Source organism: Psychrobacter sp. TB55-MNA-CIBAN-0194 (genome assembly GCF_040309505.1).
GTDB classification, from domain to species: domain Bacteria; phylum Pseudomonadota; class Gammaproteobacteria; order Pseudomonadales; family Moraxellaceae; genus Psychrobacter; species Psychrobacter fozii.
The window spans coordinates 35,186-52,641 of sequence record NZ_JBEOOW010000013.1 but is presented as its reverse complement, the minus strand read 5'-3'; the positions used below and the strand labels follow the sequence as shown (position 1 = coordinate 52,641).

Below are 17,456 nucleotides of genomic sequence, written 5' to 3'. Positions count from 1 at the left end.
TCTCAACGGTAATTTGATCGTCTTCACTATACTGAATAACGAGATGATTTCCTTGACGATGTATATTAATGTCTTCTGCTGTAACGCTAGTGTCAAATTCAATGCTGTCTACTTTGTTGGCATTATTCTCATAACTATAAATCGTGTCTGTGCCATCACCACGTTTAAACAGATAAGTGTCATTACCAGCGCCACCGTCTAGTCGATCATTGCCTGTTCCACCGTCTAGTCGATCATTGCCTTTACCACCTTCTAGGGTATCATTACCAGCACCACCCTCTAGAATGTCATTGCCTGCACCACCGTCTAAGGTGTCATTGCCTGCCCATGTTACAATTTCATCATTACCAGAAGTACCTTCAATAGTATCATCTAGTGCATAAACAGCTTCTAAAACTGCCTCTCTTATTTCAGCATTAGCAACTTGTTGTACTATTGAGCTAAACTGTTCGAGAAACTCGTTATTTAAAGCTGAGTGATTCGGGTCTAACCCTTGAATAATGATATGGACTTTCTCAATTTCTAATTGACCAAGTTGTTGATCTTGAGCTGTCAGATCAATAAGTCGTTCAATCACTAAGCTGAAGTCTGCATGCCAAATATGGCCCACTAGTACAGGATCCATTAATGATCCACTGTTATATTCACTTTCTGGTAACCGATCCTCGAATGTCGTTACTATTACTTTAGTAATGGTTGTATGATTGCCATTTGTAACTGAACCATCCACTTCGAACACTTTTTCGTCTATAAAATCCACAAGGTCAATCCAATCTCTTTCAGTAGTCTGAATGAGAAGCTGACTATATGCACTGGCAAGGACTTTTTGATAATGTCCTTCTAGTTCTCTAGCAGCAGAATGATGGGGAGGCCAATTGTTCCACTCTTGCTCTTTACCCCAAAGGGTTTTTAGTATTTCAAACTCCTGTTTGCTCATACCCTCTTGATAATAAGTCGAGACATCTTCGGAGATATCTTGATTGTTTGTCCAATGCAATAAAATTTGATGTGTTAAGGCTATCTGGTTTTCAGGTGCAGTAGTTGCAAATTGACTGACAAGCTCTTTTAGCATACCTGTAGGGTCATTTGCCATTGCTAGATGCAGAGATGTAGCAGAACCATACCCAGCAAAGTCTGGTAAGTCTAAGATATCATCGCTAATACCTGTTTCATCTTCAGCTTCGCCTAACCAAACTGTGTTAGAGGTATCAACTTCAAATAAAAGAGTTTCTGCTATTCCTGTTTTAGTAGTTAATTGACCATCTTCTTCAGCTAACTGAGTAAAGCTGCCTCTATGAGTATGAATAACATTATTACTATCCGTTACCTCTATAAATTCATTATTTAAAGATATAGAAATAATACCAAGCTCAGCTAATGTCGCTAACTCGTCCTCTTGTGATATACCATCCTGATTTTTATCTTGCCATATCTTTAACTGAGTAAAAATACTATCTTCTGAGTCAATCAAGTCGTCACTATTTAAATCATATTGTGCTAATGCTAAAAACCCATTTTCTGCTTTAGTGCCAGCCTCATCTAACAAAGTATCTGTACCAAACAATTCTCCACCATTATCGACCTTGCCGTTATTATTCAAATCAAGGATAACAAAACCATCTTGCGGTGCTACCCAAGAAATATTTTCAGCAAAATCATTACCATCTAGATCAAACTTAATATTAGACCCAATCGAAATAGTATTGATCTGTCCATCATGATCTAGATCTAAGGTAAGAGGGTCAGATCGTGTAGGAGGCGTACTTGGAGGAGTAAAAGGCGGAGGCGGTGGTGGAATCTCTTTGTATACAGTCACGTAGAATTTGACACCTAGCTCTCCGCTATCTAAAGCTTCCGTAGTCAATCCACCATATTGAAAGTTATTATCACCAGTAACTAGATACCGAACCATTTCTTCACTACGTGATATCTCCTGCAACCGCACAGTAGTTTTATCATTGATATCATATCCACTTTCGCTAAAATCCAACGAAGGAGGAGGAGCTAGGCTATCTGACTCATACTTCATATTAGCACCATGAAGATGCTTATCTTCATAATATAAAATACCCTTACCATCTATATCGTTTACAACAGCAGTATCTAGTGCCTTATAGGTATCTTTACCTACTCCACCCTCAAGGCGACCTGATCCGTATAGAGTGTCATTTCCAGCTTCACCATACATCTCATTCTGTGCATTACTGTCACGCCCACCACCTACTTGATGACCTCCATATAAAACATCATCATTTTCGCCACCATAAAGCGTATCTGCACCTTTGCCGCCTTGAAGCGTATCATTATCACCTTCACCATATAGCGTATCCTCATCATCACCACCATCTAATACGTCATCTCCTTCCCCACCATGTAAGGTATCATTACCGTCACTGCCTTCTAATAAGTCGATGCCGTCTTCACCATATAGCGTATCGTTATCATCACCACCTACTAACTCATCATCACCTTTACCGCCAAATAAAGTGTCATCGCCTTTACCGCCATATAAATAGTCTTTTCCAGCTAGTCCTACTAATTCATCATTGCCACCAAAACCATATCCATAATTGGTTGTGCCTTCATCACTATCTTCATCTTGTCGCCCCATAATGATGCTATCACGACCGTCTGTTCCATATATAGTGTCGTTACCTTCCCCACCAAATGCGATATTCCTTTCGGTATCGCTTTTTGCCTTGCTTTCTAAAGTACCTTTACTGTCTGATTTTTCACCTTCCCCTAGTATAATAGTGTCATTACCACGGCCTCCATAAGCTTTATCACTGCCTATACCGCCAATAATAATGTCGTTACCTTTAGTCTCACCAAATCCCAAAAAACCGTCATTCTCATCTTGTGAATCACCGTACAACGTGTCATTGCCACTACTTCCCAATAAAGTGTCATCACCATCACCCCCAATTAGCGTATCATTATCGAGACCTCCATCTAACGTATCTTGACCCGCTTGACCTATCAGTGTGTCATCACCAGAAAAACCATAAGCATGGTTCACGCTACCATTGTCACTACTTTCGCTAGACGTTCCAGTGGTAATAGTATCTTTTCCGCCCGTCCCATATATAGTGTCATCACCTTCACCACCGAATGCTGTATTCACTTCGGTATCATTGTGAGAGTCCGCTTTTATTTCCTCTAATCCTGCATTTATACGACCTTCAGCTAGCAGTATGATGTCATCACCTCCACCACCATAAGCTGTATCCGAGCCTAAACCTCCTATTATTTTATCATTGCCTGTCATTTCTAATAGGCCTATAAGTCCGCCGCCCTCACCCGAATCTCCATAAATAGTATCGTTATCATCGCCCCCTAATATGAAGTCATCACCCCCTAATCCATATACGGTGTCATCACCATCGCCCCCATGAATATGATCATCTTGTAGCTCAGTACCAATAATCGTATCTGCACCGCCTAAGCCAAAAATAGTGGCAGGTCTGTCGGCTACTTTATCAGCGTATTCAGCCTCAAATGCTGCCTCTAAAGCAGCATCTGCTTCTGCCTGAGAGGTATATTGAGAGCCGTATCTAAACTCATACTCCTCACCATGTTCATCTTTAAAGACTCCCTTAGCACGCTCTTTAATAATGTCTTCGGCTCTAATATAGTTTTGCTCAAGATCACCGATTATTTCGTGCGGGCCTTGCTCCCAAGCCTCATAATCATCAGGTATAAATGACTCCAAAGTTGCTATTAGTTCAACCGCAGCTTTAACATGTCCAACAATCACTGCAAAGGCGGCATCAGTAACAAAGGTGGCAATGTCGTCAACATGGATCATGCCTTCATTGTTGCCAGAGCTATTCATAGCGTTGCTGACAGCGGTGGCAAACTCCGACACCATATTCAGCGCAAAGCCCAAAGGGCTAAATTTAGTAATAGTGATTGCTAAACTGAAGATAGCACTGGCATCTGCTACTATATCGACAACGGTTACTTTAGTAACGTATCCCTTATTACTCTCAACTTCCCTATCAAATTTATTAATATTATCATATAGTCTATAGCCCATCGCTGCTGTTTGCGAAGCATTATTCACTACACTACCAACTCTACTTTTATGGAAAACATCAACGACATCCGTCATCAATAAAAAGCAAGATCTTACCGCCTCTTTTGGATTATCACTAGCGATGTTGTTGAGCTCAGACCAAATATTATTAAAAGCACTTAATCCGCTAGAAATGTCGCTAAGATTTTCATTGTTTACTACTTTATTTTTAACAGTCGTCATAGTATTAGTCCTTAGTGGTATTAAAAGTAGAGTCAGTGTTATCAGAGGAGCTAATGGTGTTACCAAAATCACCTAAATAATTATAAATATAAATCTCGCGGCCTATCAGTAAAGGGAATTCTATGTATTCTACAGGGTGGCAGTCTCGTCGATGTGCTTCTATATAATCGATAAACTCCTCATATTTTTCTCCTTCCCAATCTTGATTTCCACGAAAACTTCTCGAAAAAATATGAATATCTTCTTTTTTATAGCCATCTATAGATAGTGTCAAAATCTTCATATTTATTTTTTTATCTATAAATGTACTTTCATAATACATACATCCTTGTTTGAAATTGCTTGGATCTTCGGCTAACTTATCGGCTATTAAGCGATACCCCCAAATTTTCATAAATAAACCTAGATAAATTAAAAAAAATATTATATAAATTCCGAATTGTTGAGATTTGGTGAATTGCTTTATATAGTCACGTAGATTTACTATCATTTTATATTCGCTTAAACGTATTTTTAATTAGTGCATCGAGCCGTTAGTCTCTAGCGTCGTACAAGATATTCAGATACCTTATAAAATCATCTATCAGAAATTTTTTTTATTTTCACATTGCCCATCATACACTGAGACGAATTTTCTAACTTTTTCTTAAAAACTTATGAGAAAACTGATTTGGTACATTAAAATTGGTAAGCCAAACTTCACGATTTAATAATGATAAATTATTGAAAAATTGTACGTCTCTCAATCATTTATTATCTTAATGTATAAAATATGATGACTCTCAAAATCAAAAGACATAATCCAATTCCTTATACTTAACATTTATCTAAAACAACAAATTCTCATTGTTAGAGCATGTACTATTTTATTATCACTATATAGACCATCTGCGCTCCATGAGCTATTTATGGCTAAGCGCTTGTGGTCAATACTGATCTCAAGTGGAGTTTTTAACGGCTCATCTAGCATATTTGCCACACAGTATTTATCTTCGGTAAGGGCTTGGATATACTCGGAAGGCGTCTTATCACAGGCAGGTAAAGTAGACGTCATGAGTATTATCGCTAAACTCATGATTGGTTTTTTATTAGCGAGGTTAGTTATTCTTTGCATGAACGGTAGTGTTTCACAGATAAACAGTAACGTATACTAACAATTGCTTACATAAGTGTATAGCTTTAATTGGATTTTTGTTCTGAATATAACCAATTTGAGTTTAATATCTTCATGAAATGGATGTCCTAACGTACTAACGACACGACTAGAAAAATCATGATTGAGAAAAGGAATATAGAGAAGTGCAAACACAGACTGGAACGTGGATTGTAACCTTGATATATTGAATGCTTAATTACTATGAGGAGTAGCGTTATAGAAGTGCATATTGAACGATGTGAGGCGGTATGATTTGCGAAAGATAAAGAGAACAACTTGGTAGAGATATAGAAGATACCGCCGTATGTGTCTAGCGGTATCCAAGATTCGACTTTGAACTTCCCCTTCTGTCAGTGCCATCAGATGCTTCTCTTGCAGAACTTGAGCATGATCTTGCAATTGTTTAAGCTCAGCATTTAATCTGGTTAACTTGGTTTTTAAAGCCACTACATAAGTAATAATTAGACAATAACATACGGCTAGCAAAAAATACTTTTGCCTTAAAATAAGATGATTGACCGTTATAAATGGCTAAAGACCAACTATCACCTAAGATATTAGGGACAGAGTAAACGTCAAAAACACTATAAAAATATAGTGCCTAAATAAGAGTTAAATATTAATTTACATAAATATCATACCGATATGTAATTACCAAAATAGGCTATATCCCTTTATTTATAGTTTATGTAGAATTAGATCATTTGAAATAGGTTGGTTGACCTACCTTGACATGGTAGAGGTTATCCTTAACATTTATTTAAGACATCAAATTCTCATTATTAGAGCATGTACTTTCTTATTATCAAGAAGAGAGACCACCTGCGCTTCATGAGCTTGTCACGACTAGGCTATTGAATTCAATATTAATCTCAGGTGGGGTTTCTAACGGCTCATCTGGCATATTTGCCACAGGGTATTTATCTTCAGTAAGGGCTTGAAAGTATTCGAGAGGGGGTTTCGGGTAACTTAGAAAAAAATGACTATCCTACAGTCACGCCGTCCAACCCTCAGGCACGGGTGTCCAGTTGGAGTTGGTGAAGTCTTTATCTGTAGGATTCGTATCGTCATAGCCATATCTGACATCCCAGTAGACATTGTCCGCTAATAGAGCATAGGTAGCTTTCTGTTGATTGGTTAAGTTGCTCATTATTTAGTTTCCTTTTCATTAAGTATCGTGATAGGTATTTCTAATCTTCTAAACCTTTCGTCTTGTTTGCTTTCAAGCGATAACTTTTCAGACCATGTAACTCTTTGCCCTTCTAAAGGCCGTGGGACAGACCCCCAGTCTTTAATACCAATTGGATAGAGGATATTCCAACCCTTCCACTCAAGATTAGTATCTGAATCTGGAGCTTTAATTAAACCATTTGAACCTACTACTACAGTACAGCCAAATTTTCCTACCTTAACTCCAACAGTCTCACAACTCACACTTCCATTTTTCTTATTTGCAGACCCTTGAGGCATAAAGCCAAATACATACCATTTGTTATCATATTTTGATATATATGCAACATTTCGAAAATAAACCGACTTACGACCCACCCCCTCAAAACCCGTATCCCAGCTAATCTCTACATAAGTAGGAATGACATTCTTGCCACCTCCACGAAACATCTCGGAAATTTCTTTACCGCCCCCTTCTATGTAATGCCGTGTGATATGTACCCATATCATCTCACCATCATGCAGCTTGACCTCTTCATCGTATTCAATGGTCATAGCTTTGGGCTTAAATAATGAGCTACAAGATGATAACGGTAGTAGGCACAAGGCTAGCAATAACGGTCTAAATAAGGATTTTAATGTCATGTCATATCTTCTCTAATAATGAGAGTGATTTATTACTCTTGTTTATACCGCTTGCATAGAGCAATCTGACGCTAATAAGTCAAATTGATCCAATAATATATTATCACCACCATCTATACTATTAACGGCTTTATTTGCTTTGTAGTACCTTCCAACTCAGTGAGCTACATACGGACTTTCCATTTTGGCTGCATAACTTGTCGCTCCATTACTTTTGATAAAGTAGAGCCGACAGTTGAGATGAGGAACCAAGATGAGCCGTGATATAATATCTTGATAATCGATATTTTATGAAAGGTTTACATTATGGCTCGTACCGCTAGCGCATTACACATTTTAGTAAAACACAAAGAAGTGGCTGAGGACATTATTGTCAAGCTTAAAAAGGGCGCTAAATTTGATGTGCTGGCTAAAAAGCACTCAAACTGCCCATCAGGCAAGAAAGGTGGCAGCTTAGGCGAATTTCAAAAAGGCGACATGGTGCCAGCATTTGATAAAGTCTGTTTCAGCAGTGAACTTTATACCCCGCATTTAGTAAAAACCAAATTTGGCTGGCACGTGGTTAAAGTGCTTTACAGAACATAAGTGTTAGAGTCGGAGCTTTGATTGCAATCTAACTGAAGTATGTCCTGAACATCATTCAGACTCATATTTCAAATAACTGTATTTCAAATGTCTGTATTTCAAATGACAGTAATCTTATGATTGCATATCAGTTATAAAAAACCAATGAACCCGCTATGATATCTATTCATAGCGGGTTCATTATTTTTACGGTCTTCAAAGCTAAGATTTATTAGCCAAACACTTTTAAGCGACTGTCTACAGGCTTAAACGCTTTGTCACCTGCAGGCTGCTCGATCGCACCAAATACCATTTGTGCAACCAACTCCCAATCCTTATCCACATTCCAAGCGTCGGCAACTTGACTATCAATAATAGGATTGTAATGCTGTAAATTTGCACCGATATCTAAACTGGATAATGCCATCCAGATCATATATTGATGCATGGCACTGGTATGTTCAGACCACACTGGGAATTTGTCAGCATATAACGGTGCTGCTTCTTGTAAGCCTTTCACCACTGCATGATCTTCAAAGAATAATATCGTACCTGCACCCGCTTTAAAGCTATCAATTTTTTGCTTGGTTGACACAAACTTCTCATCGTCATTGACGATATCACGTAAGGTATCTTCCGTCATTTGCCATAGCTTTTGATGCTCGTCACCGAACAACACGATAATGCGCGTTGACTGTGAGTTGAACGCTGATGGCGTGTGCAGAACAGCATGCTCAACCAACTTTACTACTTCATCATTCGATACTGATAATTGATTGCTTAGCGCGTAAATAGAACGGCGTTTTTCTGCTAATTTCTGTAAATCTTGTAAATTTGACATGGTTTTCTCCAGTAGTTTTTATAGACTAAAATTAAATATTGGTGCATTGGGATAAAATATTGATGCATTGGGATAAGTGGTCATTAGCCTTTGAAACCAAGATACCGTACTCAAAGCCTGGTTCTAGGTTCAATCTCGCCATTTAACATTTTGTGTATTATAAATAATGAGCATAGAAAGGTATTAAGCAGTTATCGGTACTTCCATGAGTAACACTTTGGCGTCTTCTTCGATATCCACAGTGAATTGCTGAGCATCCCAAATACCAAGCGCATCTCTAGTGTCTAACGTCTTACCATTTACAGTGGCTTTTCCGCTAATGACAAAGAGATAAACACCGTTATCAGCATCTTTTAGCTGATAAGACGCTGTCACGCCTTTCTCAAAGTCACCCATACTGAACCATGCATTTTGGTGAATCCAGACACCTGCATCGTCAGCGTTTGTCGATAGCACTTGGTTGAACATATTCGGCTGCATGATATCACCCATGCGCATTTGCTGATAGCGAGGGGTGACGTTAATTTTATTAGGGAGCACCCATATTTGCAAAAACTGCACAGCCTCATAAGCATTACCATTCATCTCACTATGAGTAATGCCCGTGCCGGCTGACATGACTTGTATTTCACCCGTTGCAATAATGCCTTCATTACCGATGTTATCGCCATGACTGAGCTTGCCTGATAAGGGAATAGTAATAATTTCCATATCACGGTGTGAGTGCTTACCAAAACCTTGCCCGCCAATCACAAAGTCATCATTAATGACACGTAGCGCGCCAAAGCCCATACGTTCTGGATTGTGATAATTAGCAAAGCTAAAGGTATGGTTGCTTTTTAGCCAGCCATGACTGGCATTGCCACGAGAGTCTGCTGCATGATAGATCGTTTGCATCATTTATCCCTAGTTATTAACTTATTTATTCAGAAGTTAAATAACGATAAATACTGATTAGTTAATTGGTTTAAGTTATGGATATATTATAATTGTTATCTAATTACAGATAAACATCGATAATTGCAAATGTAAGTTCTCATTTAAAGAACAATTAAGGGATGGCTAAAATGGGACAACTAGAAGATATGGTGATGTTTGTACGCATTGTCGAAGCAGGTAGTATTACCAAAGCTGCAGAGCAGTTGAATATCGCCAAGTCAGCTGTAAGCCGCCGCCTCAAAGAGTTAGAGACACGCTTGGGCAGTCAGTTAATCAGCCGAACCACACGACAATCGAATTTAACACAAGCGGGTGAGCAATATTATTACAGAGTAACCAATATACTTAATGAGGTTGATGCTCTGAATGAAGCATCCAGTGGTGCGCCGACACGTATCGAAGGCACACTAAAGATGACCTCACCGCTATCGTTTGGCTTGCTTCATTTAAAGGATATTATTGATGAGTACGCCAACCAACATCCCAATCTGAATTTTGAGTTGGATTTTTCTGATCGGCATACGGATTTAGTTGAAGAAGGGTTTGAGCTGGCCATTCGCATTGGAGAAATGCAAGATTCTAGCTATCAGGCCAAACGTATATCATTAATTCGTCATACCCTATGCGCCAGTCCTGAATACCTAGATAAGATGGGCACACCAAAAACGGTAGAAGATTTAGCGGATCATGAATTTTTACAATACAGCTTGAGTAAATCTAACACGATAGCACTGACAGATGAGCAAGGCAAAAAACATCAGGTGGACGTTAACTCAAAAATAAAAATCAATAATGGTGATTTTTTGCATGATATGGCGGTGAAAGGTCATGGCATTACCTTTTTACCCACTTTTATCACTTACCAAACCGTAGCCAATGGCGATCTAGTGCCCATCTTGCAGCAATATCAACTGCCCATGCTAACGGCATATGCGGTCTATCCAAAGAATAGATTCTTGTCTCAGCGGTGCCGCTATTTTATTGATTTTATCGCTGAGCGTTTCGGTGATAATCCTTATTGGGATGAGTGTTAGCTTTGCCAGCTCATCAAGTTAACACTCAAGAGAATCAATAATCTTAAAGAAGACGATTCGAATTTGTAGTAACTTCTAATTAAAAAATATCTTGAATATAGGTGAATTCAAATAAGTTCAACACAAGGAAACCGAGTGTAAGCTATACATTAGTATGGTTAGCGAGGTTGACGATGTAGCGGGTTTATATGGATGTGACTGTACTACAAACCTAATTAGGAACTGCAACTGCTTATCAAAATGCAGCACCTGCAGTCATTGACAGGTTTGACTTTGCTTAGATTTGCTATGTTATGAGGATTGGCATTCTTTGCAGACACGCCAGATATTATCTCTTTGATTGGAGTGGTCTTAATTATTGTAGCGGGGATTATCTTTGTATGACATTTATTATCTTATTCACTTGAGCGTGTTTCAAACAGGTGTATAACTGGAGGTAGACCGTTTTTGGATATTTAAGCTTAAGTCAGTTAGATCAATATCGAAAGCATCCGCTGTTGGTTGATTGGCAGCATCTATAATATCAGAAGCGGTTGCAGCAATATCCTCAGTGCCATCAAAGTTAATACCCGTTACTCCAGCAGGTACATCGTCAAAGGTCACAATAGCTGTATTTATACCGCCATTACCACCAATCACGGTGTAGGTCACATCTGGTACAGCACCTGCGTAACCATCGTTTGGCGTGAAGTTTAACGTGCCATCATTGGTAATAGTGATGATGCCGACATTTGGAATAGTCGCCATATCACCTGATTGATAAACTGTGGTATAGCCTTCAATCGTGAACCCCTCTACGCTTAATGGATCACTTTCTAGATCAGTGTTATTGCCAAAAAATTTTATCTCAACTGACATATTATGTGCAGTCTTCACACGGTTACCACTGGCAACTGCTGATTGCTTTGAAACTACCGATACATCATTAAAGATTATAGTGCCTTTATCGCGGTCTTCGTGGCCACCAGTCATAGTGTAGGTCACGTCTGGTACAGCGCCTGCGTAACCTTCATTTGGCGTAAAGGTTAGCATGCCCTTAGTGGTAATGCTTAAGGTGCCAATGTTTGGAACCGTCGCCGTGTCACCTGGTTGATAAACCGTGGTGTAGCCGTCAATCGTGAATTCCTCTATGCTTAATAGATCGCTGTCTGCACCAGTGTCATTGCTAACTATGTTTGTCAAAACTGGCCTATGATAGGCTGTCGTCACACTGTTGTTATTAGAAAACAGCGTACTATTGTCATTAAAATCATTGCTATTGATATGACTGCTATCAGCAATCATATCTAATGGCCCAGTCGCAGCTGCTGTCGGCATCCACCAAGGTATCGCTGCCGCAGGACATTCTACATCCCTTAACGCTTGCCCTTCTTCACTACCTATTACCAGCTGTGTTAGGCACTCAAAGGTATCACCGATATCTGACATATGGTAATACTTGCCATCTTCAGTCATTAGTTGTACTTGGTCTACAATCTGAGTTCTATCATTAGTTTTGACTATAGTATTCATATACTTATATTTACCTTTTATTTTTTAAGTCAAATAATACAGATTGAGATATAGTTGAATTCAAATAATTTCGACGCAAGGAAGCCGAACGCAAGCTATACACTAGTATGGTTAGCAAGGATAACGATGGAGCGGATTTATATGGATTTAACTATATATTCACATTAGACAATCAGTTGCGGTATCTTATTAAGCCGCTTGTATCAGTCATCATCAGTTCTGATAACGCTACTAGCATTAGTCAGTGAACGAATGTTTTTGTGAAAGTGTAGATTATAAGAGACCTATTACTATCTGATAACCTCTTTAATATAGGTTAACTCGCACGCGGACAACGCCATATCATATTGACTCGAAATGCAACAAATAACTAAAAACCTTCAGTAGTAAAGGAACAACATTACAATCGATATGAGTAGTGTTTGTCATACTCTTATTTTCAGTAAAGTAAGACTTATTACTGAAAAACCCATTAAAAAAGCCACTTATCTTTAAGTGGCTTTTTTAATGGGTTTTTTACGCAATTTGGAGCAATCAAAGTGTATTGGCGTGAATACTGATTCAATCTACTGTTATCAATGTCTTGCTCCAATACCAAACATGCTTAGATATCATTTTCTGTTAGCTGGTTGCTTTGATACGTTTTCGGTGTTATCCCAAACCAAGTTTTAAAAACTTTAAAAAATTGACTGTGGGATTTGTAGCCCAATAGATACGCAACGTCCGTTGTTGAAATCTTCCTTTCAGTTAGATACAGTTTGGCCAATCGCTTTCTGGTTTCTTCTAAGATCTCTTGGAACGTAGCTCCCTCGTCATGTAGCCTTCTTTGTAGCGTACTGACGCTTATATTCATTGAGTCTGCGACCTGAATACGAGTTGGCGAGCTCACACCCATCATGGTATCGATAATTATCTCACAGCGCTGTTTGTAACTGATTTCATAAAATTGAGTAAACAACATATTAAACAAAGGGTTGATATAAAACTTTCTGCCAAGCTCCTCTTCAGCTTTTATCAATAAGCTAGCGGCATTTTTATAATGATCTTTACACTTTAAGGCGTAGACCAAACTTGTTTTATTAGCAGACTCAGCAGGTGCCCCAAAGACAGATTTATAGTACTCCAACTCATAAACGGTATGACGCTGTGCAACATATAGTTTCTGCAACATACCTGGACAAAATGCTTCTACGATTCGATAGACCAGTACCATAGCGCCATCAATCTGATGCTTATTCATCATATCTGGCGCGTTGGAGATAAAATCAAATCGAAGCAATCCTTTCTCTACAGACAGTTTGAGGGTAATAGACTGTGTAATCAGGGGGGAAAAACGATATACAAGCCGACTGACCAACAAGAAAGGCAGCTCATTATTTACATTGGCAAAAGGCCTGACACATTCGCTGATAGCTTTATAAGACGGTAATGATTCAATGTTAACCAAAAAATTTAAGCTTAATCCTAAATAGTTGTCTTGCAAGGTGTTGCATAAGTCGTTTACTTCTTTCATAACAGCCGACATAGGTACTCTATCACCGCCGTAACTGTCCATTGATAAAAAAATCTCTGCAATTTTAGGAATGTCTTTTTCACGTTTTTTATCAAACAAGTACAATGTCATTGCTTCTCTTATGGCAAACATCATACTCTTATGGGTACTGTATTCGGCTTCTATCATTTTTGACTCAATTACGATTGACGATATTCAATCTATCTTTTGACGAGACTAAGGCCGATGCTGTTTAGGCTATAGATTCCTGAAACACATAATCATATTGGTTGGTTTGGTTGCTACAGACCCCTACTTTAAACAACTTTAGTTATCTAAAATAGCGCCATTTTTCGCTCCTTGACAAACTATAGAACTAGCTAATAATTTAAGAATTTTCTTTATATACCAGTCTTTTTTGACGAGTGAATTATGCAGATTATTACCTGAAAAAACGTAGTAGAATCTAATTCTGACTCATATTACTACACAATAGTTATAAATCACCTTTAAAAAAACTTATATCTATGATTGTGATTACGCATTCTACGACATATAAGACACATCATTTAAGGTCAACATTTCTAGCCTATTTATGCTTAACAAACTCAAAAGCCCTAATCTCACGACTGGGGCTTTTTTCTCGATTTTACATAAGAGCTGTAGCGGAAAATTATGCTCAAATCAGTCTATAATCAAAATTACTCAATCAGTTATAAGTGATAAAAAAATCGAACCATACATTAAAGCATTTAAACCAAAGACACTGTTTTTAACCTCTACTTCCACATTGCATCATTTATAAACGTATAAAACGGTTTAAACCAAAACATGTTAAATTAATAGTCTCAACTCACATGAGGGCGTTCTTCTGAATACGTTAATATTTTATAACTGGTTTGAAAAACTCCATGCAGATATTCAAGAGGACATTCGTTCAGCGATGACTCAGCGAACGCTATCTGACGGAGAAGCCTTGTTTCGTATACAAGAAGCATCGAACGAGCTGTACCAAGTAGTATCGGGTAAAATAAAATGCAATATATATAGCCAAGATGGCACAGAAGTTGTCATCGGTACGCTGTTGTCAGGAGAAACATTTGGTGAGCAGGGACTGATAGATGAGTTGCCTAGAGCGACCAATACCTATTCGGTAGGTGATTCTGTCGTCAATGTATTGAGCAAGAGGCATTTTTTTCGACTTAACCATAAGCACCCTGAGATAAATACTCAGCTCCTAATCATGTTCTCTCACCGAATGCGGGTGGCCTTTGAGATAAATACTGACAACCTAACGCTTCCCTTACATCAAAGGCTAGCACGGTGCATATACAGAATTGTGCTCAATCAAAGCTCAAAAATAGCACAAAACAATGAGCTAGAAATCACTATCTCACACGCAGATTTGGCAAGGATGGTAGGTGTCTCTCGGCAGAGCGTTAGTAAAGAGCTCAAACAAATGGAGAGGGACAAGCTTATCTGTATTCAATACGGAAAAATCGTTATCAACAATATGGATGCACTCTCAAAAGCCTATCACGATGCTAATTAAACAAGCGATCAAAGCGATGCCAAATCATCCATAATTAGCGCAATTTTTTCAGCTTCTGTGTCAGATAGACTGGGTAAAGGCGCTCTAACCGTTCTTTGAATAGGCAAGCCCTTAAATCTCAGAGCTTCTTTGATTTTAGCGTGAGAGCTGGTCACATTTTTTATTAACTTGACGGGGCTAGCACTAAGCAGACTTAACGCCAGATACTGGGTTTTTTCCGATAGATTTAATGCATTCACAATCGGCAACATACGCTTTAATGGTGCTCTATATTTTGTGAGATTTTTATCGCTGTTTTTAATGGCACAAAAATACTCATGTGCTTGCTGTGGCAGTACCGAGGCAATAGGACAAATTGCACCTACTGCGCCCAGCTTTATCATGGGCTCTAATAACAAGCTAAGCCCGCTAAAATATAGTGTGTCAGGTACATTAGACCAGATGCGTTTGGCCGTCGGAATATGTACAGAGCTGTCCTTGATACCAATAATATTGTCGATTGAAAGAATGGTAATTAGCTGTTCTGACGTAAATGACTTTTGGGTGATTTGCGGGAAATAGTAAAACAAGATAGGTTTTGCAGAGTGTTGCGCAATGCATTCCAATGTTTGTAGATAATCTTCAAAAGTGCTTTGATAATAATCAGGAACCAATAGCAATATGTAGTCAACGTAAGCGCTATATGAGGCTATTTTGTCTATCGCCTGCATACTGCTATATGCATGGACACCAGCAATAATCACCTTGCTACCGTTTAGATAATTAAAAGCTGCCTTAATAATGTCATATTGCTCACTGTCTGAAAAATAAGGCAACTCTCCACCGCTTCCAAGCAAAGTAACGCCCGGTAAATCTGTTTGATTGTAATACTCTAAACACGCTTTTAAACCGTCAAAATCAATGCTTTCATCTCCATGTAATGGCGTATGAACAACGGGATATACGCCATGTGTCATGGTCTTAGTGGTCATGCAAGTCATATGGCTTCTCCAAATAGAGGGTGTTTAACTGAGAGAATTATTAAGTGGTTGGTTGATTGATTGAATCGCTCGATGACATCGCTATTGAGCTCTTCGATACGACTTATCCCCATCAATCCCATTGTCGCAGCTATCTCCTGCTGATAGAGAGCCAACAGCTTGTTCACGCCAGCCTCTCCCTGAGCTGCCATGGCATATACCCAAGAGCGCCCTATCAAGACACTGTCCGCCCCAAGTGCTATGGCCTTCACGACATCGACACCATTGTGTATGCCACCATCCAATAAAACTCTGGTGTGCTGCCCGACGCTATTCGCTATACTCGGCAACTTATCAATGGTAGACGAGACACCATCTAGCTGACGGCCGCCATGATTGGAGACAACAATGCCATCTGCACCTGCATCAACCGCTGCTTTGGCATCATTTGCATCCATGATACCTTTGATAATGATATTGCCATTCCAGTTATTACGAAGCCATGCGATATCTTTCCATGTGGCGCTTGGATCAAACTGACTCTCTACAAACGCTTTGTATCGATCAAGGTCGCTTGCACTTTCAACTTTGTGTTTCAGGTTGCCTAAACTATGTGGTTTTCCTAATATACCAATATCGAGCAACCATCTTGGCCGCGTAAATAACTGCGTTAGGTAAGAGATTTTCCCTTTAGTAGAGCCACCTAACATACCATTTCGATAGTCTCTTAATCGCATACCAGGCAGCGCCAAATCAACCGTGAATACCAGCGTTTTACACCCTGATGCAGCAGCACGATGCAACATATCTAGCACAAGTGCCCTATCACGCAGCATATATAGCTGAAACCAAAAAGGCTGATTGGTCGCACTTTGCACTTCTTCAGACGAACATATCGCCACAGTAGACAGGGTAAACGGTATGCCATTCTTTTCTGCTGCCCTCGCCGCCTGCACTTCTCCGCGCCTTGCAAACAGTCCAGCCATACCGACAGGTGCTAGTGCCAACGGCATCGACAGAGACTCTCCAAAAAGAGTCGTTGAGGTATCAACGGCTGACACGTCTCGCATGACTCGCTGTCTTAGCGTATATCTTTTAAAGTCTGCTGTATTCGCTTGCAATGTTTGCTCAGCATTTGCGCCGCCCTCTATGTAATCGAACAAAAAATTGGGCAAGCGTTGTTTGGCCTGTCTTTTATAATCATTGGTCGTAACAGCCACGACATCATATTTACTCATTGTTTTTCTCCCAAGCCACTTCTAAGGTCAGCTACTTCTAAAGCCTGCTACCTTTAAAGTCAGCCATATTTAAAATCAGCCACGTAGTGAGCA

Annotated in this window: 13 protein-coding genes; 3 read left to right on the top strand and 10 right to left on the bottom strand. The window is 39.2% G+C overall.

Features of this window, described 5'->3' with window-relative positions:
- From AAEY75_RS13745 to AAEY75_RS13730, 4 genes are all read right to left on the bottom strand, one after another.
- Positions 1 to 4,261, bottom strand: a 4,261-nt coding sequence (locus AAEY75_RS13745) for a calcium-binding protein (protein WP_352259862.1), incomplete at its 3' end; no start/stop codon positions are given.
- 4 nt (positions 4,262 to 4,265) lie between these two features.
- Positions 4,266 to 4,655: a hypothetical protein gene (locus AAEY75_RS13740; protein ID WP_352259861.1), complete on the bottom strand. Its 390-nt coding sequence runs from the start codon at positions 4,653 to 4,655 to the stop codon at positions 4,266 to 4,268.
- A gap of 1,756 nt (positions 4,656 to 6,411) precedes the next feature.
- On the bottom strand, positions 6,412 to 6,567 hold the full coding sequence (locus tag AAEY75_RS13735; protein WP_352259860.1) for a hypothetical protein: 156 nt from the start codon (positions 6,565 to 6,567) through the stop codon (positions 6,412 to 6,414).
- Positions 6,567 to 7,142 carry a hypothetical protein gene (locus tag AAEY75_RS13730; protein WP_352259859.1) on the bottom strand — a complete coding sequence of 192 codons (576 nt, stop codon included), beginning with the start codon at positions 7,140 to 7,142 and terminating at the stop codon, positions 6,567 to 6,569. The genes AAEY75_RS13735 and AAEY75_RS13730 overlap by 1 nt, the downstream gene beginning before the upstream one ends.
- Before the next feature lie 396 nt (positions 7,143 to 7,538).
- On the opposite strand from AAEY75_RS13730, the gene AAEY75_RS13725 reads away from it, so the two are divergent.
- The gene (locus AAEY75_RS13725) at positions 7,539 to 7,817 is read left to right on the top strand and encodes a peptidylprolyl isomerase (RefSeq protein WP_194198313.1); all 279 of its coding nucleotides are present in this window, start codon (positions 7,539 to 7,541) and stop codon (positions 7,815 to 7,817) included.
- 211 nt (positions 7,818 to 8,028) lie between these two features.
- Here AAEY75_RS13725 and AAEY75_RS13720 read toward each other — a convergent pair whose 3' ends face one another.
- On the bottom strand, positions 8,029 to 8,637 hold the full coding sequence (locus AAEY75_RS13720) for a nitroreductase family protein (RefSeq protein ID WP_352259858.1): 609 nt from the start codon (positions 8,635 to 8,637) through the stop codon (positions 8,029 to 8,031).
- Positions 8,638 to 8,820: 183 nt separating this feature from the next.
- Entirely contained in the window at positions 8,821 to 9,534 is a 714-nt protein-coding gene (locus AAEY75_RS13715; RefSeq protein WP_352259857.1) for a pirin family protein, read from the bottom strand.
- A gap of 170 nt (positions 9,535 to 9,704) precedes the next feature.
- On the opposite strand from AAEY75_RS13715, the gene AAEY75_RS13710 reads away from it, so the two are divergent.
- Positions 9,705 to 10,610 carry a LysR family transcriptional regulator gene (locus AAEY75_RS13710; RefSeq protein WP_352259856.1) on the top strand — a complete coding sequence of 302 codons (906 nt, stop codon included), beginning with the start codon at positions 9,705 to 9,707 and terminating at the stop codon, positions 10,608 to 10,610.
- Between the two features lie 414 nt (positions 10,611 to 11,024).
- Here the strand turns inward: AAEY75_RS13710 and AAEY75_RS13705 are convergent, their stop codons facing one another.
- Both AAEY75_RS13705 and AAEY75_RS13700 read right to left on the bottom strand, forming a co-directional pair.
- A complete protein-coding gene (locus AAEY75_RS13705; RefSeq protein WP_352259855.1) occupies positions 11,025 to 12,122 on the bottom strand; it encodes an Ig-like domain-containing protein in 1,098 nt (365 codons plus the stop codon).
- A gap of 604 nt (positions 12,123 to 12,726) precedes the next feature.
- A complete protein-coding gene (locus AAEY75_RS13700) occupies positions 12,727 to 13,803 on the bottom strand; it encodes a helix-turn-helix transcriptional regulator (protein ID WP_352259854.1) in 1,077 nt (358 codons plus the stop codon).
- Between the two features lie 754 nt (positions 13,804 to 14,557).
- On the opposite strand from AAEY75_RS13700, the gene AAEY75_RS13695 reads away from it, so the two are divergent.
- Positions 14,558 to 15,166 carry a Crp/Fnr family transcriptional regulator gene (locus AAEY75_RS13695; protein ID WP_352259853.1) on the top strand — a complete coding sequence of 203 codons (609 nt, stop codon included), beginning with the start codon at positions 14,558 to 14,560 and terminating at the stop codon, positions 15,164 to 15,166.
- An 8-nt stretch (positions 15,167 to 15,174) separates the two neighbouring features.
- On the opposite strand, the gene AAEY75_RS13690 is transcribed toward AAEY75_RS13695, so the two are convergent.
- Positions 15,175 to 16,146, bottom strand: a complete 972-nt coding sequence (locus AAEY75_RS13690; RefSeq protein ID WP_352259852.1) for a dihydrodipicolinate synthase family protein — start codon at positions 16,144 to 16,146, stop codon at positions 15,175 to 15,177.
- A complete protein-coding gene (locus AAEY75_RS13685) occupies positions 16,143 to 17,363 on the bottom strand; it encodes an L-lactate dehydrogenase (RefSeq protein WP_352259851.1) in 1,221 nt (406 codons plus the stop codon). The genes AAEY75_RS13690 and AAEY75_RS13685 overlap by 4 nt, the downstream gene beginning before the upstream one ends.
- Positions 17,364 to 17,456 lie beyond the last annotated feature (93 nt).